Source organism: Acinetobacter sp. NIPH 817 (assembly GCF_000368405.1).
Taxonomy (GTDB): Bacteria; Pseudomonadota; Gammaproteobacteria; order Pseudomonadales; family Moraxellaceae; genus Acinetobacter.
On sequence record NZ_KB849420.1, the window covers coordinates 278,441 to 301,705 of the forward strand.

A 23,265-nucleotide genomic window follows, 5' to 3' on the forward strand; every position below is an offset into this window, starting at 1 on the left:
ACTTCTACCCTAAACGGATAAAAATCTATTCTTTATAGTTGACGATCTCTTCACAGAGTTCGTGTTGCTCATGATGGTCCATTTGTTTTGAAGCTTGACGTGCTTCATTCAACAAGGTTTTAAACTCTGCATCATTTTGTAGAGCAGCGAGGGTAATTGATTTATTCGAATACCCTTGAAGATACGTTGTGATAATTTTTTGAGTATTTGACTCAAGTTTTTTATTTGTCCCTACGAAAGCTGGACAAATTTCCTGTAAGACTTGCGTTGCTGCAATATCATCTTTAATTAAGCTATCAGCTTCTTGTGTTGAGATATCCTCATCTGCAAAAACCGCTTGCGTACACAATGTGATACTGATCCCCAATACCTGAAAAAAAGGAGCAAAAGTTTTCATTTTTTCACAATTTTATAATGCTATGGAGGCATAAATATATATAATTCAACAAATAATTCAATTGTGAAAACCTTTAGGTTTATTTGTAGAGAAAGATTTTAGTGAATATTTTGATAGCGAATGATGACGGTGTTTTTGCGCCAGGTATACAGGCTTTAGCTGAAGCATTAAAACCACTTGGACGTGTGGTTGTGGTTGCACCAGAAAGTGAAAGAAGTGGTTTTTCAAGTGCATTAACACTAGACCGACCATTGCGCCCAATTCAAATTGCCGAAGATGTATGGGCCGTGAATGGTACGCCAGCAGATTGTGTTTATTTGTCTATGAATGGTTTGTTTGATTTCGAATTTGACTTGGTCGTAAGTGGAATCAATAGTGGCGCGAACTTAGGTGATGATGTTTTATATTCTGGAACAGTCGGTGCTGCATTTGAAGGCCGCTTAATGAAGCAACCTGCAATTGCTGTTTCTTTAGCTGGTCCTGATGTACGTGCTTATAATGTTAAAGAAGATTATGCTCAGGCTGCACAGTGGGTTCATGATTTTATTGCAAGCGGATTGCCAGCTTTGCCTCCACGACATATCTTTAATATCAATATTCCTGATGTGCCGAAGTTAAAAGGAGCACAAATTACGTATCAGGGACGTCGTGCTCAATCTAAACCTATTACCAGCCATGTCGACCCAAGAGGACGCCAAGTTTACTGGATTGGATTAGCAGGCGAGGCGGTTACAGATCCTGAGCGTGTTTCAAGCCAGATTCAATCGGATTTCTTTGCGGTAGCAAACGGTTATGTCAGTGTTACACCTATTCAAATGGATGCTACAAATTACGCCGTTTTAGAAGATCTTCAGATCAATTTGAGTCAATAATTGAGCTCGAATGTTATAACTTTGTGAATAAAGAAAAAGAGGAACGTGTTTCCTCTTACTTTTTTGGTACTCTTAGCCGAAATGATTTGTAGCATTTAGTGAGGGAGATCAATGCATTTAATTGGGCAACAAAACAGAGTGCATATCCAAAAAGACAAAATAATGAAAATTATATTGTTGTCTGCGGTTGTAGGTTTTACCGTAGCTATGGCAGGTTGTGCTTCTAAACCACAAATTAATAATAGTTCTCGCTATGCAATGGCTCCTAACTATTACACAGTTCGTTCAGGTGATACTTTAAGTGGTATCGCAATGCGTTATGGTCTGGACTACATCAGTATTGCCGAAATGAATGATATTCCTGCGCCATATCGTATTTATGTCAATCAATCGTTACGTTTGAAGAAAGGTTCATCACCAAGAACGGTATCTACACAAGTCATGGCGCAGCCTGAGCAAATCAAGCGTCAAACGATTGCTTTGCCAACTACACAGCCTGTGACTCCAGTAACACAGCCGTCTACTGTACCGTCAACGAATACGACAGTGGCATCAGTTGCACCAAATTCGAGCTTACGTTGGATAAAACCGACGAATGGACCAGTGATTCAAGGGTTTAATTTGGCAAATAATGTCAAGGGAATCCGTTATGGTGGAAATCAGGGTGACCCTATTTATGCCGCAGCCGATGGTCAAGTTGTCTATGCAGCTGATGGCTTAAAAGAATACGGAAATCTGGTTTTAATTAAGCATATTGACGGATATATCAGTGCGTATGCCCACAATAGCAAGATGTTTGTGAAAAGCGGTGATAATATAACTGCTGGACAAAAAATTGCCGAAATGGGATCTACTGGCGCATCTCAAGTCATGCTCGAGTTCCAGATTCGTTTGGATGGAAAACCGATTAATCCTGTAAATCTTTTACCAAAATAGCTAATGCAAAAAACTTAGGTTTCCTCGTATAATGTAATTGGTTGCTTTCATTACAACAATAAGCATTTTTTATAAATTTAAAATTAGATTCGAGGAAACCTATGTTAGATCAGCTTCGTGCGATGGGTGTTTTCGCTTGTGTGGTTGAAAAAAGTTCATTTAGTGGTGCGGCACGTGAATTAGGAATTACAACAAGTGCGGTGAGTCAGCAGATACGCTCGCTTGAGCATGAAATGGATGTAACTCTATTACATCGCTCCACTCGTAAACTTAGTTTGACAGAAGCCGGACAGGCTTTTTTTTCAAGCTGTCAAGAGATGTTGGCGGCTGCTGAAAGGGGAAAAATCCGAATTAATGAATTGAGGGATGACTTAATCGGGGATTTGCGTATTGCGACAACTCCTGATTTGGCAGTTCAACACCTCATTCCTGCATTATCTCACTGGATGTCGGCTCATCGCGGTTTATCTGTGCATTTCGAAGTTGGGCATCGTTATATCGATTTAATTGAAGAGCGAATTGATATTGCAGTCCGCATGAGTTCTACTCCTGTAGAAGAAAGTAGCTCTATCATTCCGTTGGCTTTTGTAGATCAGATTTTGATTGCTTCTCCTAGTTATCTCAATCAGTCTAGTCCAATTGTGCATCCTAATGATTTAAGAGATCATGAATTGTTGTCGATTAATGTCATGAATGACTCACGCCATTTCAATTTTCAACATGTCAAAACAGGTGAAACACTCAATATTGAAATGCAAAGCCGTTTGCAGAGCAATAATTTACAAGTTGCAAAAGCGTTATGTCAGCAAGGGCATGGTATTGCACGAATTTTATATTTGGATGCTCAGAAAGAACTAAAAAATGGTTCTTTGATTGAACTCATGCCAGATTGGAAATTACCAACGTTTACATTGTATGCAGAAGTTGCCAAGCATGATCAGCAACCAATGAAAATTCAACGTTGTGTTGAAGCACTTAAACAATATTTTAGCCAGTTAGCAGGAGGACGAGCGATTCAGATCGTTCGTTAATTTTGCAAGTCTAAAAGTAAAAGGGCCTGTATTTTACAGGCCCTTTTTTATTACTTCTGTTTTAATGTAGCTACTTCTTCTGCATTTTCTTGTGGCAGATCGTCAGCTGTAAGTTCTTCATGCTTCTTAATTTTTTTCTTATTTTTCTTTTTCTTTTTTGGCTCTTCTTCAATTTCAGCACCATCTTCAATGGCTTGCCAATATTCAAGTTGTTCCATTACTGCTGCATAAATTGAATTTTTGCTGTATTTACCCTTCTTATCGAGCGTACCGACTGGACGAGCCATTAAAATTTCAAGTGCTTGATCAATCGTATCAATTGCATGGATATGGAATTGACCGCTGCGAACAGCATCAATAACATCTTGACGTAACATCAAATGCTGCATGTTTTGACGAGGAATAATGACACCTTGCTTACCTGTCAGACCTTGTAGCTTACATGCATCATAGAATCCTTCAATTTTTGCATTTACGCCGCCAATAGGTTGAACTTGTCCTAATTGGTTCATCGAGCCGGTAATTGCCCATGATTGATCAATTGGTATCTGGCTAATCGCAGAAATCAACGCTGAAAGCTCAGCAACAGTTGCACTATCGCCATCAACTTGACCATAGCTCTGTTCGAATGCGAGCGCAGCGGAGAAGTGTAAAATCTGTTCACGACCAAAGTGAGCTTTCAAGAAGCTAGACATCAACAACACACCTTTCGCATGAAGTGAGCCACCAAGTTCTACACTACGTTCAATATCAAGAATATCACCGCCACCTTGATAAACAGATGCCGTTAAACGTGAAGGTAAACCAAACTCAACATCTGCATAGTGAATGACAGAGAGGGCATTAATCTGACCTAAACGGTATCCCGACGTTTCGATTAATTGTGTACCACGTGAAAGATCTTGCCAGTAAAGTTCTCTTAAATAGCCTAAGCGGTATTGGCGATGTTGTAGAGCTAGATTAATGTGCTGGTCGGTTACCAGCTTCTCATTCGCTTTAAATGCATGATGATGTGCTTCGCGAATAAGATCGCCTAGAGTTGAAGCATGCAACGACAGTGAACTTTGGTCTTCAGCCTGACGACTTGAATCAGTAAGTAAAGCGGCTAAAGCACTACGATCAAACGGAAGCAATTTATCCGCTTGTACATAGTCAGCAATGAGCTGCATGTAGGCTTGTTCATTTTCGTCATTACGTTGTAATGTATCAGTAAAATCTGCACGAATTTTAAATACACTACCAAGCTCTGGTTCTACTTCCAAAATTTCATAATAAATTTCAGGTTCTGCCATAAGAACCACTTTAATATCAAGTGGAACCGCAGCAGGTTCTATCGAGATAGAGCCTGTTAAGGTTAGCATATGTTCAAGAGAAGATAACTTGAGTTGGCCTGATTTTAAGGCACGCTTTAAACCTTGCCATGCATAAGGCTGTTCGAGTAATTGCTCGGCCTCAAGCATTAAAAAACCACCATTCGCTTGATGTAGAGCACCTGGACGAATGAGAGTGAAATCTGTAGTAATTGTGCCGTTATGGGTAAGCTGTTCAACGTGGCCGAGTAAATTATAGTGCGTTGGAAAGTCTTCAAAAATAACAGGAGCGCCGCTATTTGGTTTATTTGCAACAATCACATTGGCTTGATAACGTGCTGGAACACGATTGAACATTGATGGAGTAAAATCATCTTCATCTTGTTCTAAGATCAGTTCAACATTATCAATAATATCTTGGGCATATTGTTTTAAATAATCTTCAAGTCCTTTAACTTGACCATATTTATTTAAAATAAGCTCCATTCTTGGCATAACGACTTGCGTTGCAATATCCCGATTTAACACAGACACTTTGTCACGTGCATCATCTTCTAAATCACCTAAATGTAGACCCAGGCGATCCAGCTTTTTATCCATATAGCGAATATTGGCCGCAATTTCAGCGCGTTGTTTACTATTTAATGCATCAATATCTGTTTGGGTAAGTTCTTGAACCTGATCATCTTTGACGTGTACAGGAACAAAACCGTGTTTCTCATTACGAGAAATGAGTTTTAAATCGAGCTCTTCGCCTTCTTTGGTTAGTTCAACAAGCGCTTGTTGTTGTACATCACCTGTTTCCTGACGGATACGTTCAATACGATTGTGATAAGTCTCTGCACTAAAACGGCGTTCAAGTTGTTTTAAAATAATTTGCCAAGTTTGGTCATGTGCTTGTTGAAACTTAGTTCCTTGACCTGCTGGAAAGCGTAGGGCAATAGGTTGACGTGCTTGTTTGAAATTATAGACATACACCCAGTCATCAGGCGTTGGCATTGTTTTAGCGTGTTGCTGTAACAAACGTTTAATCATGGTACGTTTGCCTAAACCAGCAGTTCCTACTGCAAAAATATTATAGCCTGAGTAGGGTAAAGAAATTCCCGCCTCTACAGATGCTTTAGCACGATCTTGACCTAAAAAATTATTAAGAGGTTTGATGCGTTTAGTTGAAGCTGGAATTTTTTCAAAATCTGGAATATGTGTAAGTTGTTCAGGTTTTAAAACGGTTTTATCTAAGGTCATTTTTATATCAGGTTGCTCAAAAGCTGAAGGAAATGCATTTACTGTGACGTTTGTGGTGGTTGTTTTAGCGAGTGATAAAGTTGAAATAGTCACTTGATCAAGTTTTTGTGTCACTGTTGATATCCAGCAAAAGAAAACGAAGGTTGAAGCCTTAAGGTATACAGGTTTAGCATAAAATATCAAGCAAACTTGCGGTTTTTATCGCCAAAACAAAAATGTTTGCATAAAGAATCTTGAAAGCAATTGTAAGAAGGGTTTGAATAGGCACATTTATAATTTATGGAAAATAAAAAACGAATGACCACACAAGCTTCGGGTTGGGTCTCGGCTTTTAAAGCGTTTTTAGATCGCCGTGCATTAATTATGCTGTTTCTAGGTTTTTCTGCCGGAATTCCAATTTTATTAATTTTTTCTAGTCTCTCTTTATGGCTTGGAGAGGCGGGCATTGATAAAAGTGCAGTCACTTTTTTTAGTTGGGCGGCTCTAGGTTACTCTTTTAAGTTCGTTTGGGCTCCTCTTATTGATGAGTTACCTGTACCAGTCTTAACTAAAATGTTAGGACGAAGACGAGCTTGGTTGTTAATTGCACAGTGTTTGATCGTGCTTGCTATTTGTATTATGGCTTTCTCTGACCCGGCTTTAGGTCAGAGTTATCTGGTTCAAATGGCAGTGGGTGCAGTATTGCTTGGTTTTTCAGCAGCAACACAAGATATTGTAATTGATGCCTATCGTATTGAATTAGCAGAAACAGAAATGCAAACCGTGTTGGCATCTACCTATAATGCTGGTTATCGAATCGGCATGATTGTGGCTGGAGCGGGGGCATTATTTCTAGCTGCACATTTAGGGACTGCTAAAGGTAATTACATTTACGAAGCTTGGAAAATGACTTACTTAACCATGGCAGCGGTTATGTTAGTTGGTATTATAACGACATTACTCGTTCGTGAACCTCAGGTAAATCGTGTCTATAAAAACTATAAGAGTAGTGATTATTACCGCTTAGTTTTTGTATTTTTTATTGCTGTTATTTCATTTGTAGTTACCTATATTTATTCTGGGCAGATTACAGATGCAATCTCACAAGCTGGAAATATAAAAGACAACGCAGCATTATTTGGCTTAGAAGCTTTAAGATTTTTAACGGCTACAGCTTGCGCCATTTTTGTGGGTTATTTACTGGTTAAATTTGGTGTAGTTAATCAGCAAATGGCGAAAGAAACATGGATTGCACCTATTTTAGATTTCTTTAAACGTTATGGTGTCAAACTTGCATTAGTCTTATTACTTCTCATTGGTTTTTTCCGTATTTCAGACATTATTGCTGGTGTCATTTCCAATGTGTTTTATCAAGATCTGAACTTTAGCAAAGAAGAAATTGCCGAAGCAGTCAAAATCTATGGTGTGTTATTCAGTTTAGTTGGTGGATTCTTAGGGGGACTTTTAGCACAGCGTATAAACATTATGAAGCTGATGTTTGTGGGTGCGGTGTTAGCAAGTTCTACTAATCTCATTTTTATTGGGCTCGTAAAATCTGGTCAGCCATTAGATATGGTTGATGTAAAAGTTGGTGGTCAAAGTTATCAAGTTAAACCAGATGAAGTAGGCTTATGGAAATTAGAAGTTCCAAGTTCTGCTTTTAGTGGAACAAAACAAATTGAAGTAAAAGCTGCTTATGCTGCACAAAATACTGTGCCGCCTGTGGTGCGTACTCAGCCGTTACTGACCACCGAATTGGCAAAATCACCTCTACAAATTTTACCTGTTATGGGAAATGATCAGGTTTCATTAAAAGATGGAGAGGGAAGTGTTGTCGTTCGAGGCCAATACTTTGGACAAGCTTTAACTCCTGCACAAAAAATTATAATTAGTCTTGATGGGCAAAATTTTGATGCAAAAATGACTGATCAAAAAGGTGTTTTTAGTACGACAATCGATGCGAAAAAATTAGTGGCATCGACCAGTAAAGAGCTTAAGGTCGCTGTAGTAGAGGGCGAACAGAAAATACTTACTGCATCTCATCCATATGCAGTAAGTGCGAATCTAAAAGCGACAAGTGAATTAGATGTGAATATTGAGCCGCTCCCTTACATCGATCCTCTTTCTGGCCAATCAGTTGAAATCAGCGGTAAGGTAATTAAACCATATAGTTCTTTATGGCTCTATTTTGCCATTATTGTCGACAACTTAGCGTCTGGCTTGGCTGGTGCAGCATTTATTGCATTCCTTTCAAGTTTAACGAGTGTGTCATTTACAGCTGTTCAATATGCGATCTTTAGTTCACTCATGACGCTCACACCAAAACTTTTGGGTGGATATTCAGGTACCATAGTGAGTAATATTGGCTATCCAAAGTTCTTTTTGATGACCACTCTTATTGGTATTCCAATCTTGATTTTAGTGGTTTGGGTTGGAAAGCTTTTAAAAGATCATCAAACTCATGAATCAGAAAAGGCAGGTGAATAAACATGCGAATGCTTCATACAATGTTGCGAGTAGGCAATTTAGAACAATCTTTAAAGTTCTATACCGAAGTATTAGGAATGAAGTTACTTCGTAAGCGTGATTATGAAGAAGGGCGCTTTACACTGGCATTTGTTGGTTACGGTGATGAAGCAACCAATACTGTGCTTGAGCTTACCTATAACTGGGATACATCAAGTTATGAGTTAGGTAATGCCTATGGTCATATTGCGATTGGTGTTGACGATGCCTATAAAGCGTGTGAAGAAATTAAAGCACGTGGTGGCAAAGTTGTGCGTGAAGCAGGCCCAATGAAAGGTGGTGTGACCGTTATCGCATTTGTTGAAGATCCAGATGGTTATAAAATCGAGTTGATTCAACAAGATGCTAATGCGACAAATAACTAAAAATTGACTATGACACTTTAAGATTTAGGTCTTAAAAGTCTAGCTTTATTTTTTTAGCCCAGTATGATGAACTCTTGACCAGATGGTCAATTTATCAACTGGGTTTTTTATTATCTAAAATAATCATAGGATGTGGCTATGTTGAAGTTATTGGCACTTGATCGATTTACAATTTTGTTAGTTGGAATGGTACTGCTAGCAACATTTTTTCCAGTCAGTGGTCAAGCAGCGCAATATTTCAATACACTGACTACTGTCGCGATTGCAATTTTATTCTTTTTGCATGGTGCAAAGCTGTCTCGTGAGGCTGTAATTGAAGGTGTTTTGCATTGGAAAATGCATTTACTTGTCTTCGCATTTACTTTTTTTATTTTCCCCGTGTTGGGTTTGTTAGCTAAACCGATTCTGTTACCTCTACTCGGCCAGCAGCTGTACTGGGGTTTTCTGTTTATGTGCTTTTTACCTTCTACGGTTCAATCTTCTATTGCATTTACATCAGTTGCAAAAGGGAATGTGGCTGGAGCAGTTTGTAGCGCCTCTTTTTCCAATTTGATTGGTATGTTTATTACACCAGTGTTGGTGAGCTTTTTTATTTTAGGCCAAAGCCAACATGGGTTCGATCCAACTGCTTCAATTATACAAATTACATTGTTGCTATTAGTGCCGTTTATTTTAGGGCAAATATTACGTCCTTATATTTTTCCTTATATGGCAAAAGTCCCAAGTATTGTTAAAGCATTCGATCAAGGCTCGATTTTGATGGTAGTGTATGGCGCATTCAGTGGGGCAGTGGTTGCTGGTCTTTGGCATCAGGTGAACTGGAAAACCTTACTTATTTTAGTCGTTGCTTGTTCAGTTCTTTTAACGGTCATTATGTTATTAGCACTGTATTTACCTCGTGCTTTTGGATTTAACCGCGCAGATCAAGTTACGGTTTTCTTTTGTAGCTCAAAAAAGACATTGGCAAGTGGTGTGCCGATGGCGCAAATCTTATTTATTGGCCAGCCTTTAGGCATGATTGTGTTACCTATTATGATCTTTCACCAAATCCAGTTAATGGTTTGTGGGGTCATTGCAAATTACTGGGCTAAATCTAAAGATTAATTCGCAAATAAAAATTATTTGGCGTATAATCTTGTCCACTTGTTGTGCTTAGCTCTAACCCTAGGGGTTTCGGTGAGCCAAAAGAATGGTCTGTTGTGGTGTTGATCTGCTCATTTTGAGCTTTCCTCGATTTATATTGAGAGTGATCAATTGCGATAACAGCTTAAGCCTTTCTAAATTAGGAGTAATCGACGATGCGCGCCGATATTCACCCAAAATATGCAACATTAGTAGCAACTTGTTCTTGCGGTAACGTAATCGAAACTCGTTCTGCTTTAGGTAAAGACACTATCTACCTTGACGTATGTTCAGCTTGCCACCCTTTTTACACTGGTAAGCAAAAGAATGTAGACACTGGTGGTCGTATCGACAAATTCAAACAACGTTTCTCTGGTATGTCTCGCTCTATCAAGCGTTAATACTGAAAAACGAAACAAAAAACGGGCTTTATGCCCGTTTTTTGTTTATGAACGACAAGACCATTATTGGTCTTGTACGTCTGTTAATCGATCAAGTCGTTTCTGGAAATAACGACCTTGTAAGAAACGTGCTTCCACATTCCAAGCGTTAGCAAATAAGTTCATATCATTAAGATCGGCAAGTAAAATCCCTACAGGTTTTACAGTCAAATAATTTAGAATCTTTTCTTGTAATTGCACTAAACCAGCATCTGAGTTTAATAGCTCTGTCTTCTTCGATTGCAATTTTAAATATTGAACATCAAGTTGTTGCAATATCGATTCACTATACATAGAAGATGTGAAATCCCGAATTGAAATTTCTGCGCCGTGTTGTCGTAAGCGGGCTATGAGTTGCTGCGCAATTGCAAGGTGTGGCTGAATCGCTTGCTCTGAAAATTGTAAAATCAACGGGCTTTCTTGCTTACTACCAATAATGGTGAGTAATTTCGAAATGAGTTCAGGGGCTGATTTATCTTTGAGTAAGATATCAATATTTAAGTTAATAATCAGCTTGGCTTTCGGATACTGCGTAATGAAATTATGTAGCTGCTTACAAGCCTCGACTAAAATCCAACGGTCTAATTGAATTGAAAGTTCACTATCATCTCGTAAAGCAGCTAAATCATTTAAATCATGCCACTGTTCATCTGCAATAAAACCACTCGTCACTTCGTAGTTATGGGTTTCTTGATCATGCTTATCATAAATCTGCTGATATTTTAAATGAATCTCACCCCGTGCTAGCTGTTGCTTTAACTGCTGCAATAACGGTGAAGGCATTGGAACATCAACATCTTGAAGGCTTAAATCAAGTGACAGAGAAGAGTGGGTAGGTTCAGAAGGGATAATATCGATTGTTGGCGTTATCTCAATTTCTGGCTTGGCTTTAGGTAAGGCTTGCTGATTTGTTTGATCAAGAAGCTTTGCAAAGCTAGCTTCATTTAATGGTTCTGTAATTTGCGCATAACTCAGTTTGAATTGTACTGAGTAATTAAGTTCATTAACCGTTAATAAATGTTCTTTTTGCAAACTTTGCAGACTAGCCAATTGGGAGTTAAGGACTGTACTGTTTTCGGCTTGCAAAACGCCAAGATATGCTCCAAGTTCAAGATTGAAAATTGGCATTTGAGCCTGTTCTTTCAGGAAACTTTGCAGCTGATTAAAATATTGTCCGGGTGTTTGCCAGTCTAGTTGAAACACTCGTTCTGGGCACTGATTTAGTCTGAATAAAACCAATGCATTTGCTTGAGCTGGATGTGTCGATATTTGTCGATTAATTTGTTGCCAAGGTGCAGTTGAACCGTAACTTTTTTCAGAAAATGCTGTATTTGCAGGTATTTGTAAATCCAGTTGATAGTCAATGGTTAACTGTACGGCGTCTTCTTCCTGACTCGGAATAAATTCAAGTTTTAAAGCATTATTACCTGAAATTGCTGCATGTTGACTCTGGATTTCAAAACGAGCCTGATCAAATTGACCTAATGAAATCTTCTTAAATCTTTGTTTAAAAATATTTAAATCATTGGGTTGTAAAACATCTAAGATGGGTAGGCCAATAATCTCTTCTTCTTGCTTAAAGCCAAAAAGGTTGAGGTATTCTGTATTTGCCTTAACGTGCATGCCTTCTTGAAAGAGGGCAACTGCTTTATGGCTGTTATTAACCAGTGTTTGTGTATGAGAATGAATAGTTTCCAATTCATTGGTCAGACGTTGCTCAGTTTGCAATAAGTGGCTATACGACAAGGTCCGAATGAGCGTGATATAAAAATAATCTAATGGCTCTAATGGAACTACGTCATAGATACCTTTATGAATATAGGTTTGATATTGTTGAGGTTGATAATCTTCAGGTTGCAATAACAAAACAGGTAAATGTGGCTGCTCAGATGCTTGAATAAGGGAGAGTGTTTGTTCAATTTTTAGGTCATAAGCACGACCAAAAATAATAGCATCCCAAGGCGTATTTAACTGTTTTTCGAAACTTTTTAGATCATCAAGTAATAACGCATGAACTTGATAATTATTCCCCAATAATAAATTTAAAATCTGGTTATAACGTAGCTGGTTGTCATCAATAATGAGTAAACGTGTTTCAGTACGTTTTAACTTTTTAGATAATAAAGAGTTTCTCACTTTAGTGCTTCCCATAAATCTTGACTGCTAGAGTTGCTATTCTTTTTCATCATGAACTGATCAAGCAGATTTTGTTGCTGCTCATTCAGAAGTTCGAAATGAAATTGAATAAAACTTTGAGTAATGAGTTGTGCTTTGAGTAGATACACTTTGATTTCTTCTGTCCCCAATCGTAAATGAATTGTTTGTTGCTCTCTAAAAATTTGTGAGCCCGGTAAAATCAACGTATTTTGTATTTCTTCTAGATTTTGTGTTTGTAGTAATAGTGCAGGATGATAGTTACGTGTATGACGCTCAGCTTGAATATGCACTGCACAAGGGAACATCGCCTGTGACAGAATTTCTAAACCAAGTTCCAGAGATTTTTCTGTCGACTGTTTAATCCAGCGGATTACGCCACCACGCCATTGTCCATGCAAAGTTTCTTTAACTAAAATATATTCACCGGTTCTTAGATTTTTCGGTGCTTCCCCAGACCATTTAATACGATATCCATTGACACTAATATCGAGAACAGTGGTTTGATAAATGGTTTTGCTTTCACGACTTAAGCGCTGATAGGAGCTTGTTTGTTGTTCTTTTTTCTCTAAATTTGATAAAACTTTAGACTCACTTTGTAAGTTGTAGTTATTGTTGAGTTGTAGTGTTTCTTCAAAGTTTTTTGCTTTCGCTAGATAGAAGTGAGCTGTACTTAAACCGAAACAAATTTGTAGTTCTGCATTGTATTCATAACGTTCGTGACGACGTTGAGCTGTTGTACCCAAAATCGTTTGAACATGAAACTTTAAAGCTGGGCTTAAATAAAACTTTTCATTTTTAGAAATATATTGCGCATTTTTATGCATGGTTGCAGTCACATGCTCAAGTAAAGCTTGTGTGCCTATAAAAATGCTTGGACTGAAATTAGAGCTGCGTTTGGTGTTATAGACTGGCGGATGGTCTTTACTTGGGTCGACGACATATTTGGTTAAGGCAGTATCTTTCGGCAAAATATGAATCATTCTTGCCCAGTCAAAACTACATTGAAATAAGGCTTGAATTTCTGATTGGCGAATTTGATTTGTATTTAAAATATCGAGCAAAATTAGCTGAGCATAAGCTTGGGTAATATTTGCTAGAGGGTGGTGGATACCCTGAATATGATTAATATTGATGAGATGATATTTGTGTTGAACAGCGGTTTCGTAGAGCTGATGTGCAACTAGCCACTGTCCTTTAAGAGGCTCACTATAGAGCATATGCTGCTGATATAAGAGACTCGTTAATTGTTTTAGAGCATGAAAAGTCGATAAGGTACGTGCCGTTTGCAAATTCTTTTTTTGCTTATAGGCAAATAGAGAAAACTTTTGATGCTGTAATTGCCCCTGGCTATTTTGTGCAATATTTAAATAAATACTGGCGAAATAGCAACGCAGCAACATCGCCAACTCAATAATATGTTCGTTACGGTCTGTACTAATCACACCTTGGTTAAAAAAGTTTTTTTCTAGACTTGCAAGAACGTTATTAATGGTGGGATGAAGCGTTTGTATAAGATCAAAACGTAAGGTTTCACTACACTTTAATTCATTGAGCTCTAAAATAGCGGTGAATAATGCTTTTGACGTATCGCCGAGTTGCATAATAGAAAGGGTAGTGACCCATTCATTAAGATCTTTAATATTGGCTTCACAAAAGCTTAACCGTTCACGAGTGAGTTCGGTTTGATTGTGAAAAATGTCCGACAGTGCATTATTCATCATCACTTATTATATAACTCAAAATGTTGTTGCCCCAAAAAGCGGTGTTTTATTCTTTTCGCCCGCAATTTCCCTGACGAGTTTAGGAACCAAATACCCCGGTAGGTTCGCTAACACATCACGATATATATCATCTATCTCAGATGGTATTAAATCAAAATGTTGTGCACCTTTTACTTTATCTAAAACATGTAAGTAATAAGGCATAACGCGAGCTTCAAATAAACGATAACTTAAATCAATTAATGTCTGTGCAGAATCATTAACGCCTTTAAGCAAGACTGCCTGATTAAGTACAGTAATGTGCTCGGCAGATAACTGCAACAATTTTGAACAGGTAAAGTCATCGAGTTCAGAAGCGTGGTTTGAGTGTACCACCAGAATAATACGCAGCCTACTGTTTTTTAATAAAGAAATCAGCTCTTCGTCGATCCGGTTTGGAATCACAATTGGAACTCGTGAATGAATTCTCAGAATCTTAATTTGTTTGAGAGATGATAAACGTTCTAGCCAAAGTGCTAATTTACGGTTAGAAAGCGTAAGGGGGTCTCCACCGCTTAAAATGATTTCATTAATGTGTGGATTCGCTTCAATGTAATTTTTAATATTTAGCCAATCATCATTTTTCGGTAAATTTTCTTGATAGGGAAAATGACGACGGAAACAATAACGGCAATGTATCGCACAAGCACCTGTCAAAGTCAGTAAAAAACGTGATTTATATTTATGTAATACACCGGGTAATTGATTTGCTGCTTCTTCGCCCAAAGGGTCTGTTACAAATTCAGGATGTTCTTCAAGTTCTAAATGATGAGGTAAAACCTGTAGCAAAAGCGGGTCAAAAGGGTTTTTAGCGTTCATTTTTCCGACGAACGCGCGAGGAACTCGCAATTTAAACTGTTCAGAAGCCAGAATCGCACCTGATAATAGCTGATCAGAGGATAACTCGAGTAGGCTTAGCAACTCCGACGGATCAGTAATAAGGTCACTCAGTTGTGATTGCCAGTTTTGCTCTTGGTATAAATAGTTTATCATTTGACACGATTAAGATAATGCAACAACGCATTATATCGCATAGTTGACTTGTTAAGTTTGGAGTGTGCCTTTCATGGCCTATTATTCTACAAATGATTTTAAAGCAGGCCTTAAGGTTATGCTTGATGGTAACCCATGTTCAATCATGGAAAACGAATATGTAAAACCAGGTAAAGGTCAAGCGTTCAACCGTGTAAAATTACGTAACCTTAAAACTGGTAAAGTATTAGAAAAAACTTTCAAATCAGGTGACTCTTTAGAAGCTGCTGATATTGTTGAAGTTGAAATGGAATACCTATACAACGATGGTGAAATGTGGAATTTCATGGATCCTGTATCTTTTGAGCAAATCGCTGCAGACAAAACTGCAATGGGCGATGCTGCAAAATGGTTAAAAGACGATTCAAATGAAAAATGTACAATTATGTTGTTCAACGGCGTACCTTTAACTGTAAACCCGCCGAACTTCGTTGTATTAAAAATTGTTGAAACTGATCCGGGTGTACGCGGTGATACATCTGGCGGTGGCGGTAAACCAGCTAAGCTTGAAACAGGTGCGGTTGTTCGTGTTCCGTTATTTGTTCAGCAAGAAGAAAGCGTTCGTGTAGATACTCGTACTGGCGATTATTTAGAGCGTGCATAATAGTTAAAAAATACACTATTATCGAAGGGATGATGTAAATCATCCCTTTTTTTATGCGAAAGTATAAGAGGAAAAAAGAAAAAGGAGGAGTAGAGTCACAGGGATTAAGAGAAACAGTACATAACAATATAAAAATGCTGTAGTTATTTATTGAGAGGTTAAGAATGGACACAATGCAAGCGAAATCTACGCTTCCCTCCAAGCTGGTCTGGAGCCTAGTGGCAATTATAGGTGCAATTTCTTTTGGGATGCTGGCACTCAGTCGTGGTGAACATGTTAATGCGGTTTGGCTTGTACTGGCTGCAGCATGTGTATATAGCATCGCATATCGATTTTATAGTCTATTTATTGCAACTAAAGTATTTGAATTAAACCCAAGACGTTTAACCCCAGCCCACCGTTTAGCCGATGGTCTGGATTATGTTCCCACCAATAAATATGTACTTTTTGGTCACCACTTCGCTGCGATTGCAGGAGCGGGGCCATTAGTCGGGCCAATTTTGGCTGCACAAATGGGTTTTTTACCAGGGACAATCTGGCTACTGGTCGGTGTGGTTGTCGCGGGTGCAGTACAAGACTTTTTAGTTTTATTTATTTCAACGCGTCGAGACGGTCGTTCGCTTGGTGAAATGGCAAAACAAGAATTAGGTTCTTTTGCGGGTATCGTTGTAATGCTTGGTGCGCTTGGGGTAATGATTATTATCCTTGCAGTATTAGCTTTAGTTGTGGTTAAAGCACTTGCCCATAGTCCATGGGGTGTTTTCACGATTGCAGCAACTATTCCAATTGCATTATTTATGGGCGTTTACATGCGTTTTATTCGCCCGGGACGTATTGCTGAAGTTTCGATTATTGGCTTCGTCTTAATGATGCTTGCAATTGTTTACGGTGGAAATGTTGCAGCAGATCCTTACTGGGGTGAGTTTTTCACTTTAACAGGAACACAGCTTACATGGTGCTTAATCATTTATGGTTTTATCGCCTCAGTCTTACCTGTCTGGTTATTGTTAGCGCCACGTGATTATCTATCAACATTCCTTAAAATTGGTGTCATTCTCGGTTTAGCAGTCGGTATCATCATTGCATTACCTGAACTGAAAATGCCAGCAGTGACTCATTTTATTGACGGTACTGGCCCAGTTTTCTCGGGTAGCTTATTCCCATTCTTATTTATTACCATTGCCTGTGGTGCGATTTCTGGTTTCCATGCGCTTGTATCAAGTGGTACAACACCAAAACTCGTCGATAACGAAGCAGATATTCGTGTGATTGGTTATGGCGGTATGCTCATGGAGTCTTTCGTCGGTATTATGGCGATGATCTGTGCAACTGTCTTAGACCCAGGTGTGTACTTTGCAATTAATGCACCTGCGGCTGTACTGGGTACAACTGTAGAAACTGCGGCAGAAGCTGTACGTAATTTAGGCTTTGTCGTTACTCCTGAAATGCTAACTTTGTTGGCTCAAGAAGTGGGTGAAAGCTCAATTCTTTCACGTACAGGTGGTGCGCCTACCTTTGCGATTGGTATGGCACACATCATTTCGGAAATTTTCAATAGCCGTTCAATGATGGCGTTCTGGTATCACTTTGCGATTTTATTTGAAGCGTTATTCATTTTAACTGCTGTAGATGCGGGTACTCGTGCTTGTCGTTTCATGGTGCAAGACACGGTTGGCATTGTTATTCCTGCGGTTAAAGCATCAGGTTCATTCTTTGGTAACTTGGTCGGTACGGCAGTTGCAGTTGGTGGATGGGGCTTCTTCGTCTATCAAGGTGTGATTGATCCACTTGGTGGTGTTAACTCCTTATGGCCTTTATTTGGTGTTGGTAACCAAATGTTGGCTTCAATGGCACTCATTTTGGGTACAGTCATTCTGTTTAAAATGAAAAAAGAAAAATATGTTTGGGTGACCATCATTCCAACAATTTTCTTATTCATCACCTGTATGACTGCGGGTTGGCAAAAGATTTTCCACGAAAATCCTAAGATTGGTTTCTTGGCGCAAGCGCATAAGTTCTCTGACGCGATTGCTCGTGGTGAAATATTAAAACCAGCTAAAAGTATTGCTGAAATGCAAAACATTGTGATGTCGAATCAGATTAATGCTGCGCTTTGTGGCTTCTTTATGATTGTTTCGATTGTCATGATTATTGCTTCGATTGGTATTGTGCGCCGTGCTTTAGCAAGCCCTAAACCAACAGTAAATGAAGCACCTGCTGTATATGCTGATCCGGAAGTGGTCACCCCACGAGGAGAGTAATGATGAATTTTAAATTTGCAAAAAATGGAACTGTCATTATTGCGAAAATCATCAAAATGACGGTGCTCTCACAAAAAGAGCTGTTGCTTTCTCCAAAGAACTGGTCGCGTATTGCAACCTTGTGGCAACGTTTGCAGCAAAGCTTTCGACTGATGGTTGGCGTGCCAGATTATCAGACTTATGTGGAGCACATGAAAGCTCATCATCCTGATTTAACACCCATGGATGCAAAAACTTTCTATCGTCATTGTGTCGATGCGCGCTATCCATCGGCAGGCGGTACTTTGAAGAAATGTCCTTGTTAAGTTGGGCTTAATATTCAGCTAAACAAAACGGTATGTGGTTAAACCATGTACCGTTTTTCTTTGTTTGGAAATGAAAAAAGGTTGCTTAAAGTCTGCTCATTTGTATTTTTTTCAATTGAAAATCACTTGTTTTGCTTTTGAAAAATGAATATTATGCTTTCCATTCTAGGTGTATAGCTCAGTTGGTTAGAGCGCTACGTTGACATCGTAGAGGTCTCCAGTTCGAGTCTGGATATACCTACCAAGATTTATAAAGGGTTTACATCGTTTCATAACGTGTAAGCCCTTTTTTTATGCCTGTTTGTCGCATTTAATAATTGGCAGAGTTGAAAATTTTGGAAAAAAATTTATCTAGGGGTTTTAGGACAATAAAATGAATATCGATACTTTAAAGAATCAAATAGAATTTGAATTTAAAAATGTTACTTTGGGGGATGCTTATACTCTGCCTGAGGAAGATTATGCCGATACAAGCTACTGGTACTTTGATAAAAGGCGCACCGATTTAAACTTAACTGAGGAAGAATGGGTAAAGCAGGAACTTTTCCTTCTTGAGACTGGTAATTGGTTTAGAGAGGACTTTAAAGAGGCTGTAGATGCAATTAAAGAAAAGAGGAAAATGAATAATAGGTACAGTAATCCTTTTGAAATACCTGTTTCATATTTAGACAACTATTATACGGGTTTTAGTTTTTTAGAACCTCAGGGATTTCTGTTTTATACCCCAGCTATTATGAGTTCTGTGTTAAAAGACACCGAAGTTCTATCTTCACCTAGTTTTTCATATTGGTTTTATCGTTTAAGAAGGTCAAATACTTTTGAAGAAATTTCTAAGTTATTAAATTGTTTTACCAAAGCACAGATAGAAGTGCTAAAAGACTTTTTGTTATTTATTTCCACTCTATCTCTAGATATGAAAGAAGAAAAAGAAGGAGTAGATAAGTGTTTAAATAACATAAGTTTATTAGGGTTTTGAGTGTAACGATAAAGGGTTTACATCGTTTTAATAGCAGTAAGCCCTTTTTTAATACCTAATTTTTGCATTAGACCCATTAAAATTAAAATCAAAAGTGAAGATTGAAGCGGGTAGTGGATTAGATACAAATCTGCCCCCCGATTGAGATCAAGTTGTAAAAATGATCACGACAGAAAGCAGGTCATTAAGCTATTCATAAAATGGCTTTGGCAAATTAGCTTCCTCTGTTATGAAAAATATCTGGTTCTAAAAACCCCACCTTTATAACCCCCCCATTAAACAATCACTTATTCATTATTTATCCTTACTTTTAATGATCTATTTTAAAACAAATGTCATTTTGTGTGCTTGATTGTAAAATGTTAGAGCACAGTCCTTTACCTACCTGCTTTACTCATTCTATATAAGGTAAACGAAGAGGGACATCAAAAGAATGCCTGCAATGAGCACACCTTGCTTATAAGCACTTTGAATCCAGAACATCACTTATTTTATAAATAAAATAAATATATATATTAGAAAACTTGATTAATTTTATTTTTCGTATACAATGAACATAACTAGAAAAAGTCATGTTTGGTAAATCTTCTCTAAGTACCGCAGTATTAGTCATAATCCTTCGTTTTTTTAGATTTTCAGCTCCATTCTTTATTATTTCGATGTTACTCATAACCAATAAAATGGTTTAAATTTTTAAAAAAACTAGGATGTATTATGTCTAATTCAAATATCATGAAAGGTACTGTTAAGTGGTTTAACGAAGCTAAAGGTTTCGGTTTTATCCAACCAGAATCAGGACCAGACGTTTTTGCTCATTTTAGCGAAATCGCTAACTCAGGTTTCAGAACTCTTGCTGAAGGTCAACGTGTAGAATTCAGTGTTACACAAGGCCAAAAAGGCCCAAATGCTGTAAATATTGTTGCTCTATAAATAATTATAAGCACTAATAAATAAAAGCACTAATGGGTGCTTTTATTTTGGTTTTTAAATAATTTTAAAGTTTTTTTAAGATTATAAGTAAATTTTAATTTAGGATACAAATTGTTAAAAATAAATGACTTAATTGCAAAATCTAAAAATGGTACAGAAATTCTAGTGTCTTTAATTCCTCTAAATAGAATACAAAATACACGTGAAGGTTTTAAAACTGTTGAAGTTGGAAAAAGAGTTCTCCTTTCCTCTGGAATTGAAGTTGATTTAAATTTAGATGGGCGTACCTTTTATGCGTCTATAAATCAACTATTTAAATTAGATTATAGAGTTAGTTAAAACTCAGTTTGCTATTGGATATTTAGGCGGGTCCATTATTTCTGCCATAATTTTATTAGGATATCGTTATGCTTAAACAAAATATCAGTGTTAAAGACCAGTTCGGAATTAAATATGTCATTCAGGCAACTGTAGATAATTATTTTGCTAATACTCAATGTTTTTCTAATTTGAAATACATTACAGTTGAAGGTGAAGATATACGACCGAGTTTTGAAATGTTTTTTCAAAGTACTTTAAGTGGTAAAATTTTTAAAATTGATAAGATAAATTAATTTATCAATATAGAACCTGTATATGACAGGATAGAGTTCTTCAAAAATATAAAACTCTCATCGTTCTAGAGCATATTGTAAATAATCAATTAAACAATAACTTTAATAATAAAGCGCAGGTGGTGAAAGCCACACTAGCGTATTCCTACTTCACAAAACCCAGCTTTATAAACCCGTATTAAACAATAACTAACTCATTATTTATCCTTACTTTTTAATGATCTAATTTAAAACAAATGTCATTTTGTGTGCTTGACTGCAATAAATGTGAAGCTTATCCTTTGCCTGCTGGCCACATTGCCAGCCGGCTTTGACAGGCTGTTCTTTGAGTACATTGAAAAAATCTTTTTTTAATGTAGACCCGTTCGTCTCCCTTTTTGTAGCGGTAGGACGGAAGGGGGACGCCTTTGTGCGTGCTGGGTTCTCAAAGCCAGTCTGTCAACCCTCTTTCGTTCTGCCACCATAATTCTTAATTAATGCTCTGGCAGAACTCCCTATAAAAAGGAGTTGGCTTTGCACATTCTTAATTTCTTGGCAGCCTTTGCCAAAAGCTATAACGACACGACTTAAATCATATTTATCAGCTTGTTGACCTTTAGGGTTTTCAGGCTTTAAGTCATTACGGCTCAAAAAAAACTTGCATCAACAATAAAACTTGAGATGTGCCAAGCACAGTCTTACGGCTTTGCTATGCCTTTTTTTCTCCCAAAAAAGTATCTCGTTTAGAAACAACAAGAATTTATAACGGTAAAAATATGCGAAATTTAGTTCTCCCAACGCGCGCCATAAAAGTTGTTAATACATCAATTCATTTGTTTCACCATCACGGATTTCATACCGTGGGCATCGACAAAATTGTGAAAGAGTCACAAATTCCAAAAGCGACTTTTTATAACTACTTTCACTCCAAAGAGAGGTTTATTGAAATCTGTTTAACCGTGCAAAAAGAGCGCTTAAAAGAAAAAGTGGTTTCAATTGCTAACGAGGTCAACCCCACCAACGTAATTGTTCAATTAAAGAAACTTTATTTCTTACATACCGATTTAGAAGGGCCGTACTATTTATTATTTAAAGCCATTTTTGAAACGAAACTGACTTATCCCAAAGCTTATCAAGTGGCAGTGAGATATCGAACATGGCTCATTAATGAGATTTATAGCCAGCTTAGAACACTCAAAAATGATGCAAATTTTCAGGATGCCAAACTCTTTTTATATATGATTGAAGGCGCAATCATTCAGCTTTTAAGCTCGGATGTGTCAATCGAGCAAGAAAAGGTGGTGGATTGTTTTTGGAAGGGGGAATTTGTGGTTAATAAAAAATGCATAGCTGTATGTGATTCAAAAATTAAATTATAGAGCGATCAGTGATAGGCTGAAAATGCTGCTTTAACGAGTCTAAAAAAAGCTGAACTTTTTTTGGAATTTTTGATCCATACGGCGTGGTTGCATAAAAATAAACTGGTGATGAAAAGATGTCCTGCGAACAATTAATAATAATGCCGGCATCTTCATATTTTTTTGCTAAAAAATCAGGAAGAAATAAAATACTTTGGTTCTTTTGGCAAAAATCTAAAAGAATTTCTATATTATTGCAAATGAGTTGAGGGATTGAATCAATGAAATTATTTTTTAAATCTGATCTTGAATATAGCGATATATTATATTTTCTTAAATCCTCTATGCTTTTAGGTTTTCCATTTTTATTTAAGAATGCAGGTGTGGCATAAAAGTTTCTTTTATAAGTATCTAGTAGAAAGATGTTTTGTTCTTTAATTTCTTCTTCAGTTTTTAAAAGAATATCAAATTTATGTTCGTTAATATGTATTGAATTTTCTGAAAATAAAAGATCAATTTCAATATTAGGGTATTGATTTAGAAAATTAGAAATAATCTCTGAGAAGCATGTTTGTACAAAAGCATGAGGAGCACTAATTTTTAATATGCCTTCAGGGTACTTTTGATCGTAGATGAAGTCATTGGCAGCTAAATCTAATTCTTTAACAATGACTTTACAACGTTGATAGAACTTTTCCCCTGAGCGGGTGAGGTCCATCTTTCTGGTGTTACGTGTAAATAATGATGTACTAAATAGACTTTCTAAATAAAGGATTCTTTTAGAAACTTGATCTCTAGTAACACCTAATTTTCTAGAGGCATGACTAAAATTTCCAGTTTCTACAACACTTATGAAAGTATTAATACAGTCTATTTTATCCATTAAATTTTGAAAGGCTAAATTGGTGTGCCGCTAAACTATATTATGATTTTGTACTTATCAATCATTGTATCTTTTGAGGATACAGTTTGTATTTAAATGAATATCTAGTAGTTTACAGTTATTTTTGATTTTATATAGGCTGCTAATTAAGTTTGTTTTGGAGTTGTTTAAATAATTATTTTA

21 protein-coding genes and 1 tRNA gene are annotated in these 23,265 nt (G+C 37.3%); 16 read left to right on the forward strand and 6 right to left on the reverse strand.

Annotation, left to right across the window (positions count from 1 at the left end):
- Nucleotides 1–25 precede the first annotated feature (25 nt).
- Entirely contained in the window at nt 26–397 is a 372-nt protein-coding gene (locus F968_RS04915; RefSeq protein WP_004790893.1) for an MCR_0457 family protein, read from the reverse strand.
- Nucleotides 398–498: 101 nt separating this feature from the next.
- Here F968_RS04915 and surE point away from each other — a divergent pair, with 101 nt between their 5' ends.
- From surE to F968_RS04930, 3 genes are all read left to right on the forward strand, one after another.
- Nucleotides 499–1,269 (forward strand): 5'/3'-nucleotidase SurE, encoded by a 771-nt coding sequence (gene surE, locus F968_RS04920; RefSeq protein ID WP_004790895.1) that lies wholly within the window; start codon nt 499–501, stop codon nt 1,267–1,269.
- A 111-nt stretch (nt 1,270–1,380) separates the two neighbouring features.
- A complete protein-coding gene (locus F968_RS04925) occupies nt 1,381–2,205 on the forward strand; it encodes a peptidoglycan DD-metalloendopeptidase family protein (RefSeq protein WP_004790897.1) in 825 nt (274 codons plus the stop codon).
- A 101-nt stretch (nt 2,206–2,306) separates the two neighbouring features.
- Nucleotides 2,307–3,236 (forward strand): LysR family transcriptional regulator, encoded by a 930-nt coding sequence (locus tag F968_RS04930; protein WP_004790899.1) that lies wholly within the window; start codon nt 2,307–2,309, stop codon nt 3,234–3,236.
- Between the two features lie 50 nt (nt 3,237–3,286).
- On the opposite strand, the gene F968_RS04935 is transcribed toward F968_RS04930, so the two are convergent.
- Nucleotides 3,287–5,905, reverse strand: coding sequence for a Lon protease family protein (locus F968_RS04935; protein ID WP_004790900.1), 2,619 nt, complete (start codon nt 5,903–5,905; stop codon nt 3,287–3,289).
- A 165-nt stretch (nt 5,906–6,070) separates the two neighbouring features.
- Between F968_RS04935 and F968_RS04940 the strand changes: the two genes are divergently transcribed.
- The 4 genes from F968_RS04940 (at nt 6,071) to rpmE (ending at nt 10,184) form a co-directional block, all read left to right on the forward strand.
- Nucleotides 6,071–8,257 (forward strand): AmpG family muropeptide MFS transporter, encoded by a 2,187-nt coding sequence (locus tag F968_RS04940; protein WP_004790901.1) that lies wholly within the window; start codon nt 6,071–6,073, stop codon nt 8,255–8,257.
- A 2-nt stretch (nt 8,258–8,259) separates the two neighbouring features.
- The gene (gene gloA / locus F968_RS04945) at nt 8,260–8,661 is read left to right on the forward strand and encodes a lactoylglutathione lyase (RefSeq protein ID WP_004790902.1); all 402 of its coding nucleotides are present in this window, start codon (nt 8,260–8,262) and stop codon (nt 8,659–8,661) included.
- Nucleotides 8,662–8,793: 132 nt separating this feature from the next.
- Nucleotides 8,794–9,765 carry a bile acid:sodium symporter family protein gene (locus tag F968_RS04950; protein WP_171056844.1) on the forward strand — a complete coding sequence of 324 codons (972 nt, stop codon included), beginning with the start codon at nt 8,794–8,796 and terminating at the stop codon, nt 9,763–9,765.
- Between the two features lie 194 nt (nt 9,766–9,959).
- Nucleotides 9,960–10,184: a 50S ribosomal protein L31 gene (gene rpmE / locus F968_RS04955; protein WP_003650476.1), complete on the forward strand. Its 225-nt coding sequence runs from the start codon at nt 9,960–9,962 to the stop codon at nt 10,182–10,184.
- Between the two features lie 63 nt (nt 10,185–10,247).
- Here the strand turns inward: rpmE and F968_RS04960 are convergent, their stop codons facing one another.
- From F968_RS04960 to epmB, 3 genes are read right to left on the reverse strand one after another with little or no spacing between them, the layout of a single operon-like run.
- Nucleotides 10,248–12,359, reverse strand: a complete 2,112-nt coding sequence (locus F968_RS04960; protein ID WP_081399604.1) for an EAL domain-containing protein — start codon at nt 12,357–12,359, stop codon at nt 10,248–10,250.
- Nucleotides 12,356–14,101 (reverse strand): hypothetical protein, encoded by a 1,746-nt coding sequence (locus F968_RS04965; RefSeq protein WP_004790905.1) that lies wholly within the window; start codon nt 14,099–14,101, stop codon nt 12,356–12,358. The genes F968_RS04960 and F968_RS04965 overlap by 4 nt, the downstream gene beginning before the upstream one ends.
- Nucleotides 14,102–14,116: 15 nt before the next feature.
- Nucleotides 14,117–15,133, reverse strand: a complete 1,017-nt coding sequence (gene epmB, locus F968_RS04970) for an EF-P beta-lysylation protein EpmB (RefSeq protein WP_004790906.1) — start codon at nt 15,131–15,133, stop codon at nt 14,117–14,119.
- 73 nt (nt 15,134–15,206) lie between these two features.
- Between epmB and efp the strand changes: the two genes are divergently transcribed.
- The 9 genes from efp (at nt 15,207) to F968_RS05020 (ending at nt 22,220) form a co-directional block, all read left to right on the forward strand.
- Complete coding sequence (gene efp, locus F968_RS04975) at nt 15,207–15,776, forward strand: elongation factor P (RefSeq protein ID WP_004790907.1); 570 nt, start codon at nt 15,207–15,209, stop codon at nt 15,774–15,776.
- 164 nt (nt 15,777–15,940) lie between these two features.
- Entirely contained in the window at nt 15,941–18,037 is a 2,097-nt protein-coding gene (locus F968_RS04980) for a carbon starvation CstA family protein (RefSeq protein ID WP_004790908.1), read from the forward strand.
- Nucleotides 18,037–18,342: a YbdD/YjiX family protein gene (locus tag F968_RS04985; protein WP_004790909.1), complete on the forward strand. Its 306-nt coding sequence runs from the start codon at nt 18,037–18,039 to the stop codon at nt 18,340–18,342. The genes F968_RS04980 and F968_RS04985 overlap by 1 nt, the downstream gene beginning before the upstream one ends.
- Before the next feature lie 167 nt (nt 18,343–18,509).
- A tRNA-Val gene (locus F968_RS04990) sits at nt 18,510–18,586 on the forward strand.
- A 129-nt stretch (nt 18,587–18,715) separates the two neighbouring features.
- Nucleotides 18,716–19,318: a DUF6714 family protein gene (locus F968_RS04995; protein WP_004790910.1), complete on the forward strand. Its 603-nt coding sequence runs from the start codon at nt 18,716–18,718 to the stop codon at nt 19,316–19,318.
- 714 nt (nt 19,319–20,032) lie between these two features.
- A complete protein-coding gene (locus F968_RS05000) occupies nt 20,033–20,248 on the forward strand; it encodes a cold-shock protein (protein ID WP_004790911.1) in 216 nt (71 codons plus the stop codon).
- A 111-nt stretch (nt 20,249–20,359) separates the two neighbouring features.
- Entirely contained in the window at nt 20,360–20,587 is a 228-nt protein-coding gene (locus F968_RS05005; RefSeq protein ID WP_003650533.1) for a hypothetical protein, read from the forward strand.
- 68 nt (nt 20,588–20,655) lie between these two features.
- Nucleotides 20,656–20,862, forward strand: a complete 207-nt coding sequence (locus tag F968_RS05010; protein WP_004790912.1) for a hypothetical protein — start codon at nt 20,656–20,658, stop codon at nt 20,860–20,862.
- A gap of 755 nt (nt 20,863–21,617) precedes the next feature.
- Nucleotides 21,618–22,220, forward strand: coding sequence for a TetR/AcrR family transcriptional regulator (locus F968_RS05020; RefSeq protein WP_051075340.1), 603 nt, complete (start codon nt 21,618–21,620; stop codon nt 22,218–22,220).
- On the opposite strand, the gene F968_RS05025 is transcribed toward F968_RS05020, so the two are convergent.
- Nucleotides 22,210–23,082 (reverse strand): LysR family transcriptional regulator, encoded by an 873-nt coding sequence (locus F968_RS05025; RefSeq protein WP_004790914.1) that lies wholly within the window; start codon nt 23,080–23,082, stop codon nt 22,210–22,212. The genes F968_RS05020 and F968_RS05025 overlap by 11 nt on opposite strands.
- Nucleotides 23,083–23,265 lie beyond the last annotated feature (183 nt).